The sequence below is a fragment of the Ruegeria sp. AA3 genome (assembly GCF_056542905.1).
This window is the reverse complement of the sequence record NZ_JBQGAQ010000012.1, coordinates 76063-94763: the sequence shown is the minus strand read 5'-3', so window position 1 is coordinate 94763 and position 18701 is coordinate 76063. Positions and strand designations below refer to the sequence as shown.

The 18701-nt window shown below is 59.0% G+C and carries 23 protein-coding genes; 7 read left to right on the top strand and 16 right to left on the bottom strand.

What is annotated here, in order from left to right; all coding sequences use genetic code 11:
* Positions 1 to 12 precede the first annotated feature (12 nt).
* Positions 13 to 1176 (top strand): lytic murein transglycosylase, encoded by a 1164-nt coding sequence (locus ACR0JR_RS18280; RefSeq protein WP_480457313.1) that lies wholly within the window; start codon positions 13 to 15, stop codon positions 1174 to 1176.
* A 10-nt stretch (positions 1177 to 1186) separates the two neighbouring features.
* Here ACR0JR_RS18280 and ACR0JR_RS18275 read toward each other — a convergent pair whose 3' ends face one another.
* The 5 genes from ACR0JR_RS18275 to ACR0JR_RS18255 all read right to left on the bottom strand — a co-directional run bounded on the left by ACR0JR_RS18275 (position 1187) and on the right by ACR0JR_RS18255 (position 7751).
* A complete protein-coding gene (locus tag ACR0JR_RS18275) occupies positions 1187 to 1984 on the bottom strand; it encodes a class II glutamine amidotransferase (protein ID WP_480457312.1) in 798 nt (265 codons plus the stop codon).
* Positions 1985 to 2115: 131 nt separating this feature from the next.
* Positions 2116 to 2466: a hypothetical protein gene (locus ACR0JR_RS18270; protein ID WP_480457311.1), complete on the bottom strand. Its 351-nt coding sequence runs from the start codon at positions 2464 to 2466 to the stop codon at positions 2116 to 2118.
* Positions 2467 to 2520: 54 nt separating this feature from the next.
* Positions 2521 to 5976: a chromosome segregation SMC family protein gene (locus ACR0JR_RS18265; protein ID WP_480457310.1), complete on the bottom strand. Its 3456-nt coding sequence runs from the start codon at positions 5974 to 5976 to the stop codon at positions 2521 to 2523.
* Positions 5977 to 6117: 141 nt separating this feature from the next.
* Complete coding sequence (locus ACR0JR_RS18260; RefSeq protein ID WP_480457309.1) at positions 6118 to 6513, bottom strand: hypothetical protein; 396 nt, start codon at positions 6511 to 6513, stop codon at positions 6118 to 6120.
* Between the two features lie 44 nt (positions 6514 to 6557).
* Entirely contained in the window at positions 6558 to 7751 is a 1194-nt protein-coding gene (locus ACR0JR_RS18255) for an aminotransferase-like domain-containing protein (protein ID WP_480457308.1), read from the bottom strand.
* Between the two features lie 151 nt (positions 7752 to 7902).
* On the opposite strand from ACR0JR_RS18255, the gene ACR0JR_RS18250 reads away from it, so the two are divergent.
* On the top strand, positions 7903 to 8673 hold the full coding sequence (locus ACR0JR_RS18250; protein WP_170475787.1) for an FCD domain-containing protein: 771 nt from the start codon (positions 7903 to 7905) through the stop codon (positions 8671 to 8673).
* A complete protein-coding gene (locus tag ACR0JR_RS18245; RefSeq protein ID WP_480457307.1) occupies positions 8673 to 9161 on the top strand; it encodes a metal-dependent hydrolase in 489 nt (162 codons plus the stop codon). Before ACR0JR_RS18250 ends, ACR0JR_RS18245 begins: the two co-directional genes overlap by 1 nt.
* Positions 9162 to 9228: 67 nt before the next feature.
* Here the strand turns inward: ACR0JR_RS18245 and ACR0JR_RS18240 are convergent, their stop codons facing one another.
* The 6 genes from ACR0JR_RS18240 to ACR0JR_RS18215 form a co-directional block, all read right to left on the bottom strand.
* On the bottom strand, positions 9229 to 9789 hold the full coding sequence (locus ACR0JR_RS18240) for a F0F1 ATP synthase subunit B (RefSeq protein WP_480457306.1): 561 nt from the start codon (positions 9787 to 9789) through the stop codon (positions 9229 to 9231).
* A 5-nt stretch (positions 9790 to 9794) separates the two neighbouring features.
* The gene (locus ACR0JR_RS18235) at positions 9795 to 10346 is read right to left on the bottom strand and encodes a F0F1 ATP synthase subunit B' (RefSeq protein ID WP_010437627.1); all 552 of its coding nucleotides are present in this window, start codon (positions 10344 to 10346) and stop codon (positions 9795 to 9797) included.
* Between the two features lie 86 nt (positions 10347 to 10432).
* Positions 10433 to 10657 carry a F0F1 ATP synthase subunit C gene (locus ACR0JR_RS18230; RefSeq protein WP_005981269.1) on the bottom strand — a complete coding sequence of 75 codons (225 nt, stop codon included), beginning with the start codon at positions 10655 to 10657 and terminating at the stop codon, positions 10433 to 10435.
* A gap of 48 nt (positions 10658 to 10705) precedes the next feature.
* On the bottom strand, positions 10706 to 11464 hold the full coding sequence (locus tag ACR0JR_RS18225; RefSeq protein WP_010437618.1) for a F0F1 ATP synthase subunit A: 759 nt from the start codon (positions 11462 to 11464) through the stop codon (positions 10706 to 10708).
* Positions 11465 to 11466: 2 nt separating this feature from the next.
* A complete protein-coding gene (locus ACR0JR_RS18220) occupies positions 11467 to 11799 on the bottom strand; it encodes an AtpZ/AtpI family protein (RefSeq protein ID WP_170543010.1) in 333 nt (110 codons plus the stop codon).
* A 184-nt stretch (positions 11800 to 11983) separates the two neighbouring features.
* Complete coding sequence (locus ACR0JR_RS18215) at positions 11984 to 12895, bottom strand: DMT family transporter (RefSeq protein ID WP_480457361.1); 912 nt, start codon at positions 12893 to 12895, stop codon at positions 11984 to 11986.
* Between the two features lie 81 nt (positions 12896 to 12976).
* Between ACR0JR_RS18215 and ACR0JR_RS18210 the strand changes: the two genes are divergently transcribed.
* On the top strand, positions 12977 to 13309 hold the full coding sequence (locus ACR0JR_RS18210) for an ArsR/SmtB family transcription factor (RefSeq protein ID WP_010437612.1): 333 nt from the start codon (positions 12977 to 12979) through the stop codon (positions 13307 to 13309).
* A gap of 3 nt (positions 13310 to 13312) precedes the next feature.
* On the opposite strand, the gene ACR0JR_RS18205 is transcribed toward ACR0JR_RS18210, so the two are convergent.
* The 4 genes from ACR0JR_RS18205 to ACR0JR_RS18190 all read right to left on the bottom strand — a co-directional run bounded on the left by ACR0JR_RS18205 (position 13313) and on the right by ACR0JR_RS18190 (position 15945).
* Positions 13313 to 13726, bottom strand: a complete 414-nt coding sequence (locus tag ACR0JR_RS18205; protein ID WP_480457305.1) for a universal stress protein — start codon at positions 13724 to 13726, stop codon at positions 13313 to 13315.
* A gap of 84 nt (positions 13727 to 13810) precedes the next feature.
* Positions 13811 to 14089 (bottom strand): hypothetical protein, encoded by a 279-nt coding sequence (locus ACR0JR_RS18200; RefSeq protein WP_170475771.1) that lies wholly within the window; start codon positions 14087 to 14089, stop codon positions 13811 to 13813.
* Between the two features lie 69 nt (positions 14090 to 14158).
* Complete coding sequence (locus ACR0JR_RS18195; RefSeq protein ID WP_480457303.1) at positions 14159 to 15070, bottom strand: DMT family transporter; 912 nt, start codon at positions 15068 to 15070, stop codon at positions 14159 to 14161.
* Entirely contained in the window at positions 15067 to 15945 is an 879-nt protein-coding gene (locus ACR0JR_RS18190; protein WP_260024630.1) for a LysR family transcriptional regulator, read from the bottom strand. Before ACR0JR_RS18190 ends, ACR0JR_RS18195 begins: the two co-directional genes overlap by 4 nt.
* A gap of 119 nt (positions 15946 to 16064) precedes the next feature.
* Between ACR0JR_RS18190 and ACR0JR_RS18185 the strand changes: the two genes are divergently transcribed.
* Together ACR0JR_RS18185 and ACR0JR_RS18180 are read left to right on the top strand one after the other, a co-directional pair.
* Positions 16065 to 16646 carry an FMN-dependent NADH-azoreductase gene (locus tag ACR0JR_RS18185; protein ID WP_480457301.1) on the top strand — a complete coding sequence of 194 codons (582 nt, stop codon included), beginning with the start codon at positions 16065 to 16067 and terminating at the stop codon, positions 16644 to 16646.
* A gap of 64 nt (positions 16647 to 16710) precedes the next feature.
* Entirely contained in the window at positions 16711 to 17451 is a 741-nt protein-coding gene (locus tag ACR0JR_RS18180) for an aspartate/glutamate racemase family protein (RefSeq protein WP_480457300.1), read from the top strand.
* On the opposite strand, the gene ACR0JR_RS18175 is transcribed toward ACR0JR_RS18180, so the two are convergent.
* On the bottom strand, positions 17452 to 17982 hold the full coding sequence (locus tag ACR0JR_RS18175) for a prolyl-tRNA synthetase associated domain-containing protein (RefSeq protein WP_480457298.1): 531 nt from the start codon (positions 17980 to 17982) through the stop codon (positions 17452 to 17454).
* An 89-nt stretch (positions 17983 to 18071) separates the two neighbouring features.
* Here ACR0JR_RS18175 and ACR0JR_RS18170 point away from each other — a divergent pair, with 89 nt between their 5' ends.
* Positions 18072 to 18590 (top strand): hypothetical protein, encoded by a 519-nt coding sequence (locus tag ACR0JR_RS18170; RefSeq protein WP_480457297.1) that lies wholly within the window; start codon positions 18072 to 18074, stop codon positions 18588 to 18590.
* The last annotated feature ends 111 nt before the right edge of the window (positions 18591 to 18701 follow it).

Below are 18701 nucleotides of genomic sequence, written 5' to 3'. Positions count from 1 at the left end.
CGGATCAGCCTTATGCGTTTCCTTTCCGGCCTTATTGCCGCCGCCCTCTTCGCCTCGCCCGCCCTTGCCCAATGCGGCGGTGGGTTCAATACCTTCGTCAAAGGGCTGAAAGCCGAAGCCATTCAGCAGGGTTTTGACAAATCCACCGTCAACAGCTTTTTCAAAGGCGTGCAGCAGGACGGAGCCGTTCTGAAAGCCGACCGCGCACAGGGCGTATTCCAAAAACCGTTCATAGACTTCTCGCGCCATCTGATTTCACAGAACCGGATCGACCGGGGCAAGGCCATGTCAGGGAAATACGACGCGGTGTTTGACCGGATCGAGCAGGAATACGGCATTTCGCGCGGTGTGTTACTGGCGTTCTGGGCGTTCGAAACCGATTACGGCGCGTTTCAGGGTGATTTCAACACCCGCAACGCGCTGGTGACGCTCGCCCATGATTGCCGCCGGCCCGAGCTGTTCCGACCGCAAATCTTCGCTGCCATCGAACTCTATCAACAAGGTAATTTCGACCCTGCCCGCACCACCGGCGCATGGGCGGGCGAGATTGGCATGGTGCAGATGCTGCCGCGCGACATTCTGGAAAACGGCGTGGATGGGGACGGAGACGGCAAGGTTTCATTGAAAACATCCGCGCCGGATGCACTGATGTCAGGGGCCAAAATGCTGTCGCATCTGGGTTGGCAACCGGGTCAGCCATGGCTGCAGGAGGTCACAGTGCCCGCGCAGATGGACTGGTCTCTATCAGGCCCCGGCAAGCCCCGCCCGGTGTCCGAGTGGCAGGCGATGGGCGTACAGGCGCGCAGTGGGTCTTTGAGCGACCTGCCCGCCTCGCTTATCCTGCCACAAGGGCACAAGGGCCCCGCCTTTCTGGCTTACCCGAATTTCGATGTTTATTTCGAATGGAACCAGAGCTTCGTTTACGTCCTGACGGCCGCCTACTTCGGCACAAGACTGGAAGGCGCGCAGATCTACGACGCAGGCAACCCCGCACCGGCGCTGACGGGCGCGCAGATGAAGCAGTTGCAGACAAAACTGCAGGCACGGGGGCACGACGTGGGCAAGATCGACGGCATCCTTGGGGCCGGAACACGCGCAGCGGTGCAGGCCGAACAGGTACGACTAGGTCTACCGGCCGATGCCTGGCCAACGACACAGCTGTTGAACCAGCTATGAGGCTCAGCGCCTAGGCGACCTTTGCCGGTTCACGTTTCACTGACGGATCAAACGCATGGATCGATACCACCGAGCCTTCTGTAACGATGGCGGTATTGGGTTGTACTTCAACCCAGCCGTCACTGTCTGCATCAAGCGGCTCGGAAGATATCACTATCCCGTCTTCAGAGGCCCGGTAATGCAAACTGGGTGCATAACGGTCAGACGCATAGCGCGCCGCAAATACACGCTTGCCATCTGACCAGCACGCCGCAAACCGCATATAGGGCAACGACCCGCATTGTCGGGACAGCGCTTCCACCCGCCCCACGGCCCGTGCCATTGAGCCGATCGGGTTTGAATCCAGACCTTCACCATGAGCAATCAGAAAGATCGCCTCGCTTTCCGTGGCACCCATTCGGTGCCCGTACAAATGTGCCGGGATCATTGAGTCGAGCTCTTGCCGGATTTGGTCATGCCCACCAGCCTGGCCATTATGCATGAAGCTCCATTTGCCAACACCGAACGGGTGGCAATTGTTACGCGAAGTCGCAGTGCCAGTCGACGCTCGCACATGGGCCAGAAACAGTCGTGATCGTGTGTGATGTGCCAGTTGCTTGAGATTTGCATCGGACCACGCGGGATGAGTGTCCTTGTAGAAACAAGGCGTTTCGCGGTCAGAATACCAAGCCAGTCCAAACCCATCGGCATTGATCGGTGTCTTCCCTATCAATGCGTTGCGGCTTTGAATGACCAGCGATTGCTCCTGCTCTTGAACCAACTCATCCAGATATCGCTGTTCCCCAACCCAAGCTAAAAAACGGCACATATTGTGAACCCCATAAAATCTATTGATCTGGAGCATTCTACAACTTCAACAGCTAAAAATTATCCCGTTCTTCACCCTATGCGATCATAATTTCTATCGATATGTCGCTTTGGCTGGAAAAAATAGATCAATTACTCTCTCTTGATCGGATAGCGGTCACCTTTCTCGTCGATCAGGATCAACCGTTCCCCACTGCGAACATACAGATCGCACCGGCTGAATCCGTTGCGATAGGCGATGCAGACGCTGCCATCCTGGGCGATGGAATACGTACCAAAGGCAGTATCCCCGCTGGCGTAGGTGTAGGAATAGGCTCCTCCGGCCGAAAATTTGGACTGGCCGTCGTCGTAGAAAGTTAGTGTACGACCTGCCAGCGCCTCAAGTTCCTGAGGCGACAATGGGATGTCGCCGGGCTTGGTGGGCCAGTCGGCAGCCCAGAGGGGATTAGCCGCCAGCAATGCGAGAATGAAGTATCGGATCATGATGCTAGCCTACCCTCATACACGGGCGATGGCTCATAACGTTGCAGTGATCGATCAAGCGACCATCTGCTCGGCCTTTTTCAGATCGACCGAAACCAGTTGGCTGACACCCTGTTCCTGCATCGTCACACCGAACAGCCGATCCATCCGCGCCATGGTCACCGCGTGGTGGGTGATGATCAGGAAACGCGTATCAGTCTGGCGGCACATCTCGTCCAGCAAGTCGCAGAAGCGGGTGACGTTGGCGTCATCGAGCGGGGCGTCGACCTCGTCCAGCACACAGATCGGCGCGGGGTTGGCAAGGAACACGCCAAAGATCAACGCCGTCGCGGTCAGGGTCTGTTCGCCGCCCGAAAGCAGGCTGAGAGTCGAGAGCTTTTTACCCGGCGGCTGGCACATGATCTCAAGGCCCGCATCCAGCGGATCGTCGCTTTCGACCATGACCAGATTGGCCTCACCGCCACCAAACAGGTGCTTGAACAGCATGGCGAAGTTGGAATTCACCTGCTCGAACGCGGTCAGCAGGCGTTCGCGACCCTCGCGGTTGAGGCTGGCGATGCCGCTGCGCAGGGCTTTGATCGCCTCTTCCAGATCGGCCTTTTCGCCGTTCAGCGTGTCGAATTCTTCCTGAACTTCTTTGCTGTCCTCTTCGGCACGCAGGTTCACAGCGCCCATCGCATCGCGCTGGCGTTTGTGGCGGTTCACTTCGGCCTCCAACGCGTCGGCGGCGGGCATCTGGTCGGGGTTCACGTCCAGCTGGTTGAGTAACTGGTTGGGCGTCAGTTGCTGATCCTCAGCAATCCGTTCGGCTGCCGCGACGACGCTTTCCTTGGCCGCATCACAGCGCGCCTCAGCCGCAGCGCGGGTTTCGCGGGCTTCCGAGGCCAGACGTTCGGCCTCGCGCTCGGCAAGAACCACCTCGCGCTGCGCCGTTTCGGCTTCTGCCAGCTTGTCAGCGGCTTCGGCCCGGCGGGCCTCGGCGGTTTCGATCAACTCGTTCAGTTCTTCGCGCGCCTCGGCGATTTCGCCGGGGGCGGCCATGGCGTCTGACAGTTCTTCTTCCGAGCTTTCCTTGCGTTCGGCCAGTTCCGCGATGCGCTTTTCCGCTGTTTCAAGACGGTGCCGCCAACCGCTGAGATCTTTGGTCACCTCCTGCGAGCGCCGGGTCCGGGCCTCGCCCTCGCGGCGCAACTCGTCATGGGACGAGCGGTGGGTCAGCATGGTGATCCGCGCCGCCTCGACCGTCTGCTTGATGTCCTCGACCTGCGCGCGGGCGCTGTCGAGGTCGCCCAGACCGGTCAGCGCGTTTTCGGCCTCGCGTAGTTGCGCGCGGGAAGACATGGCGTCTTCCTTATGACGGTCGACCGCGAGTGTCAGTGTTTCCAGCTTGCCCTGCGCCAGATTTCGATCCGCCTCAGCCCGGCTGAGCATCCGCGCGGTTTCCGCCATGCGCTGATCCGCGGCACGGCGGGCCTCGCGGGCGCGGCGATCAGCTTCGGTGACGTCGGCCAGTTGCTGCAACAGCGCTTCATGCGCGGCGCGCGCGCCGTCGGCCTGCGCCTCGGTGCGTGTCAGTTCCTGTTTCAGCGCCTCAAGCTTGTTGAGCTGTTCCAAACGCAGGGCGGCAGCGCTTGGTGCATCCTCGGCCCAGGCGCGGAATCCGTCCCAGCGCCACAGGTCGCCCGAGCGCGAGACCAGCCTTTGCCCTGGTTTCAGCGACGCCTGCAACCGTGCGCCCTGATCCGCATCGACCAGACCGATCTGCGCGATCCGGCGGCTGAGCCGGTCGGGGCCGGACACATGCAAGGCCAGAGGCTCTGCTCCGTCGGGCAAGGGCTGGTCGCTGTCATAGCCCGCTACCTGCACCCAACCTGAAGGCCCGTCACCTTCGACCAACGGTGCACGCAGGTCATCCGCCAGCGCAGCCCCCAATGCCTTTTCAAAGCCCGTTGCCACCCGCAGCATGTCGAGCACTTGCCCACCCTCAGCCGTGTCGCGTTCGACCAGCTTGGCCAGCGCGGTGGTCTCGGCCCTTATCGCGCCCAGTTCACCCTCGGCCTCGGAGCGTTTGGCGCGGGCCTCGGCCTCACGCGCCTGCGTGTCGTTGCGCAGTTCGTCGGCGGCGGCCAGTGCTTCTTCCGCTGCCTCAGCAGCTTCGCGGGCTTCTTCTTCGCCCTCCTGCGCGGTCTCGAACGCCTCGCTGGCACGGGAAAGGGCATTGCGCGCCTCGTCCACGGCGGCCCGGGCCTTTTCTTCCTCGCCCTCGGAACGAGCCAGTGTCTTGCGATTGTCCTCGACCAGACGCTGCGCCGATTGGTGGCGGGCCACCAGACGGGCCATGTCTTCTGTTTCCTGCGACAGGTGATCTTCGCGATCCTGCAGAACCGAGGCGGCCTCGCGGGCTATTTCCGCAGCTTCGGCGACCTTGTCGTCATAACCCTCGGCGGCTTTAGCAAGCTCGCGGGCCTCCCATTCCAGCCGTTCGATCATCTCGCCTGCGTCCCGGTTCAGACCGGATTCGCGTTCGATATCGTTGCCCAACTGCTGGATGCGGTTGGTAAGCGTTTCAATCGTCTGACGCGCGCGGGTTTCCTGATCCGACAGCTGATCGCGCTGCACTTGCTGGCGTTGCAGGACGGCAGCGGCGATGGCCTCTTCCTCGCGCAGGGGGGGTAGAGTTTCCTCGATTTCGGCGCGTTTGGCGGCGGCTTCGCGGGCAGCAGCCTCGGCGCGAGAGGCTTCCGTGATCCGGTCGCGCAGCTTTTCTTCGGCCGCTTGGCGGGCCATGTCGGCCTCTTTCCAGCGACGATAGAGCAGCATCCCTTCGGCCTGACGCAACAGCTCGCCGATCTCGCGATAGCGCGCGGCCTGACGGGCCTGACGGGCGAGTTGCGCCAACTGGCCGCCCAACTGTTCCAGCACGTCATCGACGCGGGTCAGATTGGCCTCGGTGCCTTTGAGTTTCAGTTCAGCCTCGTGGCGGCGTTGATAGAGGCCTGAGATGCCCGCAGCTTCTTCCAGAATGCGGCGGCGGGCGCGGGGCTTGGCATTGATCAGCTCAGCAATTCGGTTCTGCCCCACCAGCGCAGGCGAATGCGCCCCGGTCGAGGCGTCTGCAAACAGCATCTGCACATCGCGGGCGCGGACGTCCTTGCCGTTGGTCTTATAGGCGCTGCCCACGTCGCGGGTGATGCGGCGGATAATCTCCAACTGGTCGCTTTCATTGAAGCCCGAAGGGGCCAGCCGTTCCGAGTTGTCCATGGTCAGGACCACCTCGGCAAAATTGCGCGCGGGTCGGGTCGCCGCGCCCGCAAAGATCACATCCTCCATGGCCCCGCCACGCATGGATTTGGGTCGGTTTTCGCCCATCACCCAGCGCAGAGCTTCCAGAAGGTTGGATTTGCCGCAGCCATTGGGACCAACCACTCCGGTCAGCCCGTCCGCGATGATCAGATCGGTCGGGTCCACGAAGCTTTTGAAGCCGGTCAGTTTGAGTTTGCTAAAGCGCAATGGCTGCTCTTGGTATGATTCCTATAGGTAAGAAGTCTGCGCAACGGATGGGGGAGGTGTCAACGTGATTGCGCAGGATATGGGATGATTGGCCGAGTTATCCACAATATCTTGGCATAATTACGCAAGGTTTCGCGTATATCAGTACGGTGTGCATTCAAAGACCTGATATCCGTAATCTTCGTAATAGCCATAATCGACGCATTCATAAGGGCGGCGTAGGAGCGCTCCGAAAATCAGCTTTTCCCCCAGTTCCTGGTCGCAGCCCAGAACGCCCACAGTGACCGCTGCATCGCCCAGAACGTCCAGAAGCGGACAGCCCGAGACCTGCGCCATCGCCAGCGCGGCGCGGTCGCGGATCAGACCAAGGCGCGGCGCGTATTGCGGGTTTATGCGGACGGCTTCGGCCAGTTCGTCGCGGACGCGGACGTCAAACACGCTGCCATTTACCGAGATGCGCGTCGCGGGCAACTCGCGAAAATAAGGCGTGCCGCCCGAACAGGCAGCCAGCAGCAGGAAGGCAAGCAGACGGATCATACCGCCGTTCTTGCGGCAATATGGTTAATGAATCCTTTCCCAGATCAGGCGCGCAGCACCTCTCCCAACCGGCGGATACCTTCGCGGATCGTATCCTCATCGGAATTGGAAAAGCTCAGCCGGATTGTGTTAGCCCCGGTGTCATCAGGGTAGAACGCCTGACCCGGGACAAAGGCCAACTTGACGGTTTCAAGCGCCCGGGCCAGCAGGTCAGCCCCGTTCACCCCTTTGGGCAAGGTGACCCAGACGAACATGCCGCCCTCGGGCCGGGTCCATTCCACACCATCGGGCATATGCTGGGCCAACGCCTCCAACATCGCATCGCGGCGGGCGGCATAGGTGCGGCGCAACATCGGAACACGTGATTCAAAGCAGTCCCGCGCCACCTGATAGACAGCCATCTGGTTGATCGTCGAAGAATGCAGATCAGCGGCCTGCTTCAACAACACCAGTTGCGATATTACCGGTTTGGCAGCCACGACCCAACCGACGCGCAATCCGGGCGACAGGGTTTTCGAAAAGCTGCCGCAATAGATCGTTCGGCAGGCCTCAATCGAGCCTTTGCGGGCCTGTTCCAGCGCCATAATTGGGGGGATCGGGTCGCCGTCATAGCGCAGCGCCTGATAGGCCCCGTCCTCGATCACGGCGCAATCCAGTTCCTCGGCCAGATTCAGCAGTGCCTCCCTGCCCCGCAGGTCGACAGTTTCCCCCGTCGGATTGGCAAAGTCGGCAGAGAGGTAGGCGAACTTGATCGGGCTGTCCCCGGCGGCGGCCCGGTATTCGGTCGCACCCCGATTGCCATTGATGCTGAGCTGATCGAAGCGCGGCTCATAAGCGTCAAAGGCATTCAGCGCGCCCAGATAGGTGGGCCAGCCGACCAGCGCGGTATCGCCCGGCGATAGAAACAGCTTACCCAGATAATCCAGCGCCTGCTGAGAACCGGAGGTGATCAGGATGTTGTCGATGTCGCACTCCACACCTATCCCGCGCATGTAGCCAACCAGCCAATGGCGCAAGGGCGCATAGCCCTCACTGACAGAGTATTGCAAGGCCTGAGCCTTTTGATCCGGGCCTAGCGCGTTCTGGAACGCCTCGGCAAAGGCCTCAGCCGGGAACAGGTTCGGGTCAGGGATACCGCCTGCGAACGAAATGATACCGGGCTCGCCCAGAAGCTTCAGTAATTCGCGGATTTCGGATGCTTTCATTCGGGATGCGCGGGTGGCGTATAGCTGATCCATCGTTGCGGGCCTCCTCCGCCCTTAGGTCGCAGACTAGGCAATGCACCTCTTATGTCAATAATACTGACCCAATGTTTCAACCTGTGTGAGCGGCTTGAACGCGCCCCGCAATCGTGGTCAAGTGAGTTGACCAATTTCAGATGTTAGCCGGATGCCTTTTCAAAAAGTTCAGACCGAAAAACTGTCTCTGGCCGTGGTGCGCCAGATTGAGTTGTTGATTCTGCGCGGCATCCTGCGCCCCGGTGAACGCCTGCCCTCGGAACGGGAACTGGCCGAGCGGATGGGCGTGTCGCGCCCATCGCTACGCGAAGCGATCGCGGACCTGCAGGATCAGGGATTGCTGACCGCCAAGGCCGGGTCAGGCATCTATGTGGCCGAGGTTCTGGGCTCGGCCTTCTCGCCCGCTTTAATCCGGTTGTTCGGCAATCACGACGAGGCGGTGTTCGACTATCTCTCGTTCCGGCGCGATATGGAGGGGCTGGCCGCCGAGCGCGCCGCGCGGATGGGATCTGACAGCGATCTGAAAGTGGTGCAGACCATACTGGACAAGATGGAAACCGCCCACGCGCGTAACGCTGCCGAAGAAGAGGCGCATCTGGACGCCCAGTTTCACATGGCCATCATCGAGGCCAGTCATAACGTAGTGATGCTGCATATGATGCGGTCGATGTTCGATCTGCTTCGGCAGGGTGTATTTTACAATCGCCGGATCATGTTTCAGCAGCGTACCACGCGCGACGCCATTCTGGACCAGCACCGCGCCATCAACACAGCACTACAAGATCGCGACCCAAAGGGTGCGCGCCGGGCGGTCGAGGACCATCTGAATTTTGTCAAAAGCTGCATGGCCGATCAGCAGAAGGCCCTGCACAATGAAGAAATCGCGCAGCAGCGACTGAAGCACGAGACCGGCGAGGTCTAATGTTTATAGGACATTTACCGGGCGCCTACTTGATCTTCCAAACGACTGCGCCGAACCTGGGAAGGCTTGCATTTACAGCTGCGATGATCGGAGCCGTGGCGCCAGATATAGACATATTCTGGTTTTATCTTATCGATGATCGCGGGCACCATCATCATTCCTACCTGACACACCGACCAATCATCTGGGCGAGCATTCTGCTTTTAGGTCTCCTGATCCGACAATGGCGCCTACAAATCGGGACTTTCCTGACCTTCCTGGGCGCGGGCGGGTTGGTTCACATGTTATTGGATTCAATCACGGGTGAGGTCACATGGATGTGGCCCTTTTCGGACGCAACATATCCGTTGGTCACGGTACAGGCGACCCATTCTCACTGGATTTTGTCATTTCTCAATCATTGGACCTTCAAGATCGAGCTTCTGATTACGATGATCGCTATATTCGTCTGGATCATGACCCGGCGCCGGGCAAAGAAACCAAAATAAAGTCACGATAAAAAAAACCCGGGAACCTCAGGGCCCCGGGTTTCATTAAGTCGCTTGATCAATGTGATCAGTGGAGCTTTTCACCGACATCCGCGATGGATGCGTCGATCAGCTTGTTCGCCTGCGTGGCGGTCATTTGCTTGGCTAGAACGGCTTTCGCTGCGGAAACTGCAACGGTGACGGCCTGATCGCGAACTTCCTTGACTGCTGAGGCCTCAGCCGATGCGATCTGATCCTGTGCAGCCGCCAGACGGCGTGCAATGGATTTCTCCAAATCGACCTTGGCTTGCTCAGCGGCCAATGCCGCGTCCTGCTTCGCCGCTTCGACGATGGCGTCGGCCTGTGTCTGCACCTCGCGTTGCTTGCGCTCAAACGAGGCTAGCAGGCTACGCGCTTCTTCATGCAGGGCACGTGCTTCGTCCAGTTCGGACTGGATGCCTTCGGCACGTTTGTCCAATGCACCACCGATCATGCCGGGGACCTTGAAGTAGAACAGGACCGCTATGAAAACGATGAAGCCCAGCAGGACCACAAAATCGGTGTTACCAAGCGAAAAGAACGGTCCGCTTGCAGCCAACGCAGGGCTGGTGGCACCAACGGTCAGGATAAGGGCAAGAGTGTTCCGCATGTCACTTATCCTTTCGTCTGTGCGTCTACTGCACCGTTGATGGCTTTGGCATCCGCCTCGCCGCCCAGTGCGGTGACCAGTTCAGCCGCCGTATCCTTAGCAACCACTTGAATGCTTTCCAGCGCACCGGCACGGATTTCGGCAATCGCCTTTTCCGATTCAGCCGCCTTTGCAGCGATTTCCGCGTCCGCTTTGGCAATCGCATCATCCAGACCAGACTGGATTTCCGCGCGCGCTTCCGCTGCGATACGCTGTGCCTCAGAACGGGCATCGGCCAGCGCCTTGTTATAGGCCTCTTCGGCCTCGACCGCCTTGGCCTTCAGATCTTCGGCCGCAGCCAGGTCATTTGTAATGGTCCCCTGACGTTCCGCCAGGATTGCCGCGATGCGCGGCAGCGCCACGCGGGACAGGACCAGAAAGATGACGACCAGCGTAATGACCAGCCAGAAAATCTGGTTGGGGAACCAATCGAAGCAGAGCTGCGGCATCCCGATGGCAGAGCCATAGGAGTCGACGCACGAGCCGGCTACTTCTTCGGCAATAGGTTCTGTCGCCATGATATCCTCCGTCGGAACGTAGTCTTTACAACAGATGGGCCGCTATGGCTTGGGCCCATCTGCGCGTAAGGATCAGGTTCCGCAGATTATACGGCGAACATCAGCAGCAGCGAGACCAGGAATGCGAAGATCCCCAGGGCTTCTGCGAACGCGATACCAATGAACAGGGTTGCAGTCTGCGATGCAGCTGCCGAAGGATTGCGCAGGGCGCCGGCCAGGAAGTTGCCTGCAACGTTGCCCACCCCGATTGCGGCTGCGCCGGAACCGATTGCTGCCAGGCCTGCGCCGATGTGTGCGAGATCGCCTTCCATGATGTGTCTCCTTACGAATTGGAAGTTTCGATGTTGGGTGTTCGGACCTTAGTGCGACGGATGCAGTGCATCTTTCAGATAAACACAGGTCAGAATGGTGAATACGTAGGCCTGAATGAAGGCCACCAGGACCTCAAGACCATACATTGCGGTGATCGCAAGAACCGACACGGGCGAGATCACGGCAATCGCGGCGAAGCCTGCGAAAACCTTGATAACCGCGTGGCCAGCCATGACGTTACCAGCAAGACGAATAGAGTGGCTGACGGGGCGTACAAAGTACGAAATCAGCTCGATGATCGCCAGGATCGGGCGCAGCGCCAAAGGCGCGCTGGAGACCCAGAACAGACCCAGGAACCCTGCACCGTTCTTGACAAAACCCAGAATGGTCACGGTCAGGAACACGGCCAAAGCCAGCGGGATGGTGACTGCAAAATGCGATGTGGTGGTGAACGAGGTCGGGATCAGGCCCAAGAAGTTCGCGGTTACGATGAACATGAACAAGGTCATGACATAGGGGAAGAACTTGACGCCTTCCTTACCGCAAATGTCTTCAAGCATCTTGTAGATGAAGCCATAGGCCAGTTCTGCAATCGACTGCATGCGGCTTGGGACGATCGCGCGCTTGGACGTTGGCAGAACCAACAGAGCCACCACGGCCAATACGGCAAAGAACAGCCACAGTGTCACATTGGTGACCGTGAACATGCCAACCGCACCGTCGCCGAACAACGGCTTGACGATGAACTGGTCCATCGGATGGAATACCAGGCTGCTGCCTTCTGCTGCGGTGGTCTCGGTCGCCACGTTCAGTCCCTCTCGTCCTTCTCGGCCGCATTTGCAGCCGTTTGTTTCTCTTGAACCTCTTTCGCGCTGCGGAGCATAACCTTCACGCCCGCTACAAGGCCCAGCAATGTAAATAGCACCAGAAAGATCGGGATCGTCCCGAGCAGGCTATCAAGCCCGTATCCGATGCCAAATCCGATCCCCAGACCGGATACCATTTCGATGACCATCCTCCAGGCAAGCTCACCCCCGGACACGTCAGCATCTGCGCGAGGCTTGGGCGCTTTGGCCTTTTTTGCCGCGTCGATCTTGGCCTCCAGCTGCGCCATACGCTGCTTTTGGTCATCATCGGTCACGGGCGTTTCCCTCGCACAGTCTTGGGTAGGGTGCTAAGGGTCTGAGGGCGCAGAGTCAACGCTGTTAACCGCCCGCCCAGAACATCGTTAACCGATTGATTTATATAATATTAATATAACTTCACTCAAATCATCCCATTCGTTAAAACAGGCCAAACGGGCGAATTGGGCGAATTCTGCATATTCAACCTTTCGGTTGATCTTTTCCAACTGCATCCCGCTGCCTGCGCCTGACGATCCGCCCGTCAATAAGCAAAAGCCCGACAAGAATTGCTCCCATGCCCAACAGGTGCTCGGGCCGAAGCGTCTCATTCAGCACCCATGTTCCCAGCACCAGCGCAGAGACCGGAGCGATCAGGGTGACCGTCGATATATTCGTTGGTCCCACCTTGGGAAGAAGCCAGTAGAATGCGATAAAGGCTGCGGAGGTCAGTACAAAGCCGATCATGGCCAGCGAAGCCCAGGTTTCGATCCGGGTGATATGGGGCACGCCTTCGCGCCACAAGGCTAGCGGAGCTATTGCCAGTGTCGCGCCCGTCAGGGCCAACGCGACCAGAACAACCGGCGGCATGTCCCGGAACGCGCGCGCGATGTTGACCGAAAAGGCATAGCAGACAGGGGCGCACAAGGTGAGAAGAATTGCCCAGAACTCGGATTTTGCGCCTGAGTTTAGCACCGGCAACGACAATACTACGATACCCGCAAAACCACAGACCACGCCCAGGGATCTCAATAGCGTCGCCCGCTCTCCTCCGGGCCAGAAATGTGATACAACAACCGCAAAGGCGGGCGTCGTGGCATTCACGATCCCTGCGACGCCAGCACCTATATGCTGCTGACCCAAGGCATAAAAGGCAAACGGAGCAGCATAGCTGAGCACGCCAAATCCCAGCAACCCGGCTGCACGACCGAAGGTCAGATTGACTTGCAAACGGGCACCCAACACATAGACCCAGCACCCCACCGCACCAAAACCCACCCTCCCCATCGATACCGACAGTGGCCCAAGCTCGCGCAGCAGAATGGCATTGAACATGAATGACATGCCCCAGCCGATGCCAAGTATGCAAATCACTAACCAGTATTTCAGTGCCATACCCAAACCTTTTTTGTTTGCTGGCACCTTGTCGTTGCAGCGAAAATTGTCAAACCGGTTCTTGCGCTTTAGGAATGAGCCATGTCCAACGACCTCGACACTGTTTTTGCGGCCCTCGGCGACCCAACCCGCCGCACCATCCTTGCGATGCTGCTGGAGGACGATATGGCCGTCACCGACGTGGCTGAACCGTTCGACATGTCATTGGCTGCGATCTCGAAACACTTGGTGATCCTGACCAAGGCCGGGCTGATTTCTCAGGAAAAACGAGGGCGGGTTAAGTGGTGCAAGCTAGAGCCTGACGCCCTGCGTGCGGCGTCGGTCTGGATGCAGGGTTTCGGACAGTTCGAACCGGTCAATCTGGATGCGTTCGAGCGGTTCCTCGAGGTCGAACTGCCCTCGGACGAGGCCTGAGTTTCAACGCACCACAAAAACTGACATGCTGGCGTGTTTGGCCAAATAACCAGCATGACTGGAAAAGATATAGTCTGTGATCCTTGGGGCGTGAGTCCCGACCACAATCAGATCAGCACCAATATCTTCTGCCGCGCGGGTCAGATCGCCATCGACTTCGGCAGCGACATCGACCGAGTGTATGTTGCGTGTGGCAACCGGAGCGCCGCTTTGTTCTGCAATCTCACTAGCGCAGTCCTTCAGCTTTTGCTCAATTGCGTCTTTCGACAGATTAACATCCCCGAGCCGGGTGCCCGTGACACTTACGACGGTCACTTTGGCGGCTTGCCAGCTGGCCAATTGTGCTGCAACTTCAGTCGCCTTCTTGACCTCGGGTGGCAGGTGCAGGTCGACTGGGACCATAATATGTTTGAACATTTCATCTTCCTCCTCGCCAAAAAGCATAGAGAAATTCGCATATAACCACTTTGACCTGCCTCAAAGGTGCTGGGAGCCGTTAGCCTAACCTTCTCGGCTATATTCGACCCCGGTCACGACGCCGGTCGCATCGGCCCGACAAAGCCATGGCGCCTCTGCCCCTGCCACGAAAACACTGGTGACCGAGCCAGTCGGTCCGGATTGCGTCGAGATTGCTTTGACACCACTTGGCCCGGTCCCGGTTTCAGCACCTACCAGAGCCTCGCAGCTTGCCTGCAGGTCAGCCTGCGCGGCGTCGTTCGCTCCTCCGGTTGCACAAGCGGACAAGGCAAACAGCACAGGAACAAGGAGGGTTGATTTCATAGCGAAACTCCGCACTCAAATAGCTCTTAGTACCGGCCAACTTGCAAGACCCGACTCAGAAGGCAAGATTCAATCCAGTGTCAGAACAGGTTTGGAAGAAGTGTCTTCTCCTTTCAGCAGCATCAGCAACGCAACGGCTGTCAAAGCCGCCCCAACCAATACCAAGGCCGTTGGTGCAGGACGCCCGAGCCCGATCTCCCACAAGATGACCCAGCTGGGAATCAGATACGTATAAGCCATGACCTTGGCTGCAGGCAGACACAGCGCCGCAAACTGAACAAGTACAAAGCTGGCCGCCGTCGCGAATAGCGAAATGTAGAGCAGCGTTACCCAGACAATCCTGGGTAGGTTCGCCCAATCGGTCGCGCGGATATCGGACCAGCCCCACAGCGTCAGGATAAGGCACCCGGCCACCAGTGTTCCGAAGGTAAACACTACCGCAGGCTCTCCCCGGTTCAGGCGACGCACCATCGGGGTATAGACGGCGTGGGCAGCGCATCCCCAGAAATAGATGATCTCTCCGCCTCCGATTTCGAAGGTTTGAAAGGCCTGCCAATCAGCCCGGAAGATTACCCAAAGCGCGCCGACCGCGCCAACGGTCAGGGCCAGCGCCATGCGCGCGGTAGTGATCTGACGCAGCAGCACCCAGCCAGCCAGAGCCGACATAACCGGCGTCAGCGTAAATACCGCAGCGGCACTGACCGGTGGCGCGGTTTTGAGGCCGTAGAACATCAGGACGAAATACGACCCAAACAACCCGCCCAGTACCAGATAGCGCCAAGGCGCTTGGGCAGCGCTGCGCGATATGCCTGTTGTTGCCAGCGCTGCAATGCCGATCACCACTGCCGCAATGGCAAAGCGTGCCGCAGTGATTGCCGAGGGCGCGATCTCATTCGCTGCCATTGAACCCAGCGAAAAACTGCCCGCAACCAGGGCAGAAAATGTCAGCATGGCCAGATGGCCGCGCGCTTGTGGTGTCACGGCAGCCAACCTTTGGATTGTTCTTTCAGGAAGGACAAAAACGCCTGGACTTTAGTTGTGCGGTGCAAATCCACATGGGTCACCAACCACAGCTTGCCCGACCATTCGGGCAGAGGCTCCATCACCTCAACCAGATCGGGGTCGCGCATGGCCTCCCATCGGGCCATGAAACCGATACCGGCCCCGGCCAGAACCGCCTCTCGCATACAGAAATTGTTGGTGCAGCGGAAGGTGATCGCCTGTTCCGGTGCATTGGCACGCAGCCAGCGGGAAAACGGCGCGCGGCTGTTTTCGTCGTCATTGCCGACGAAGTGGTGATTGGCGAAATCCTCGACGCTCGAAGGTTTACCGTGTCGTGCGATATAGCCTTTGCTCGCGAACAGCCCGACTTCTTGCGCGATGAAAGGCTGCACCACGTTGTCCGGCTGATCCGGTGCGGCCCCTGCGCGAATAGCCACATGCGCTTCGCCATATTCCAGTCGAAACAGGCGGTCGCCGGTCAGATAGCGCACAATCAGACCCGGATGGGCTTGCTGAAATTCGCTCAAGGTCGGCACGATCAAAGGCGCAAGCGAGGCCAGCGAGGTCACCACCAGTTCGCCCGAGACATCATCTCCGCGCCCCTTCATGCGGCCAACCAACTGGTTGAACTGATCTTCGGTCGCCTGCGCTACACGCAACAGATCCTTACCTGCTTCGGTCGGGGTATAGCCGCGCGCATGACGCTGAAACAATTTGACGCCCAGCCGTGCCTCGATCGCGTCGATATGGCGGATCACGGTGGCGTGGTGTACGCCCAATACATCCGCCGCGCCGCTGACCGTTCCCATGCGCGCCACCTGATAGGCGGTTCTTACTTCATCCCAATTGTCCATTGCATCCGTTCCACTGTGCAAATTCTAACAATGCTTGTTGATATATCCGAGTTTTGTTCACATTCGCAACAGCCATATTGGGGCGGCAGAAGCTAATTCCACAGTTTAGGACCTCCGAAATGACCAAAACCATCCTGCACATCGACGCCTCAGCCCGCCGCACCGGTTCAGCCACCCGCGATCTGTCCGAACGCGTGGTTCGCCACCTGAACGCCGGGCGTATTATCCGCCGCGATCTCGCCTCTCCCCTGCCCCTTATCACCGAAGACTGGATCGCTGCCAATTTCACCCCCGCCGATCAGCGCGACGTTGTCCAGCAGGACGTTCTGTCCTTGTCGGACGAGCTGGTGTCGGAACTGCAAAAGGCGGATACCATCGTCATCGGCCTGCCGATCTACAACTTCTCGGTCCCGGCAGCCTTCAAAGCCTGGATTGATCTGGTCGCCCGCGCGGGTCTGACATTCGCCTATTCCGAGGAAGGTCCGAAAGGCCTGCTGGATGGCAAACGCGCCATCCTCGCCGTAGCCTCGGGTGGTACCGCTGTCGGGTCCGAGATTGACTTTGCCACCACCTATGCGCGCCATGTTCTGGGCTTCATCGGCATCCATGATGTGGAGGTCATCGCCGCTGATCGCATGGCACTGGACCCCGAAACAACCCTGTCCAATGCGCAGAAAGCTGTCACTGAACTGGCGGCCTGATTGACCTGCCCCCCCTGAACCGTCCAGTCTGCGCCGAGGCAAATCAGCAGGCTGGGCGTTTCACATGAAGAAGATTGGAATATTGGGCGGTGTTGGCTGGGCCTCAACCGTCGACTACTACCGGGCGATTGCTGAAGGCGCGGGTCGATATTTCGCTGAACGCGGCCACGGATCGCCGCTGCCCATCCCACCCATGACCATCGAATCCGTCACCCAAGCCAAAACCCGCGCCTTGCGCGGCGTGGCCGGTCACGAAGACAGCTGGGCCGCTTTCGACGCGGTGTTCCGCGAAGCGCTGCTGACTTTGGAACACGCAGGCTGCGATTTCGGCATCATCGCATCCAATACGCCACACGCGCGGCTTCACGCGATCCGCGAAGGCGTCTCCATGCCTATTCTCAGCATTTTTGACGCAACCGCCGACGCGACCGCCTTGACCGGCGCCACCAATGCTTTGGTCCTTGGAACCGCAGTCACCATGCAGGCCACAAACTATGCAGACCGGCTGGCCGCCGAGGGTATCACGGCAAACACACGCCTGCCCGAGCCTGAGATCGCCGAGATGCAGGCGATGATCGACAGTGATTTCTACGGCGGCGCATCCGACACCGCACATGCGCGCCTGCTGGCCTTCTGCAACAAACACGCCACACCCGGAACCGCGATCTTGCTGGCCTGTACCGAGTTGCCTCTGGCCTTCCCCGATCATCTGGACGATCCGGTGTTCGAGGCGGACGGTCACCTGTTCGTCAACCCCTCTGCCGCCCATGTCGCTGCCGCATTGAACGAAGCGCTTGAGGGGTGATCACGGCAGCCAGTTTATCTCGCACCCGATCTTATCAAAGAACACCATCAGGTCTTCGCGCGACAAAACGACGGTTCGGTCGTTGACCAAAGGGTGCATGTTGATGACATCGGCCTGTTGCGCGGAGGCGTCCATGAAGAACTTAACGTTGTTCTCAACGCCGTTGATCATCGCCAGCGGACTGACCGCGCCAGGGCGGATGCCGAGGTTCTGGAACAGCCGATCCGCCGAGCCGAAGGATAGGTTGCCAATCCCCAACTCCGCGCCCAGCGCCTTGAGGTCGATCTCGCGGCTCTGTTCCAGCGTCACCAGATAGTTCCGCTTTTTCTTGTCGCGCAGATACAGGTTCTTGAGCCGCAGTGTGTTTTCACCCGGCACCATGAACCGGCCCTCGACCCCTTTGGCATCCTCAACGGTGCGCAGCGGGATATGAGTATGCAACCGATATGGCAGCCCCCATTCATCCAACTTCGCCAGTAGTGCATCCGAGCTGAGCGGCAACGTATCCTGAAAGACAGATGATGCGTCCATGGGAACCTCCTCGTATAGCGCGCTCATCGCTCAACAGACGGGTAAATTCAAGACACGACGGGCGCTGTTTTCGGTGCTAGCGTGCCGCCATGAAAGTCACGCGCAACACTCAGAGCCAACTGATCCTGTCGAATACGCCATGGTTCATCGGCATCACGCTGGTTTTATTCATTCTGGCATTTGTCGGCGCGGGCGTCTTCATGGCCAGTGAAGGTGGCGAGGGTATCTTGTTCGGCATTTTCTTCGCACTATTCGGCGGGGGACTGGGTTTTGGCGCCTTCTGCGCTTTCGTCCGGCGTGTGCAGGTCATTCTGGACCGCGATAAGAACAGCATCACTATTCGCAGGCAGTCGGTCTTTGGGTACGAACAAGTGGAGCACGTTCTTTCAAACCTTTCGCACGCGGAAACCGAAAGCACGACCTCACGTAGCGACAATGGCACCTCGACCCTTTATCGCCCTGTCCTGATACTGGATGAAGGCATGAGCGCCGGACGCCATCCCATTGTTGAGGCCTATTCCAGCGGGCGCGGTGCGCATCGGTTGGTGGATGCGGTCAATGACTGGCTTCCGGCACGCAAGGTTGACTCTGCCAGCCAATCGGCCTAAATCGCCGCCAACATCCGGAAGCGTTTGATCTTCCGGTCCCTTGAGTCGTTCAGGGATCGCCCCCCACCAGCGAGTTTCGCCCGTGGGGGCGTTTGTGCATTTAACCGACGC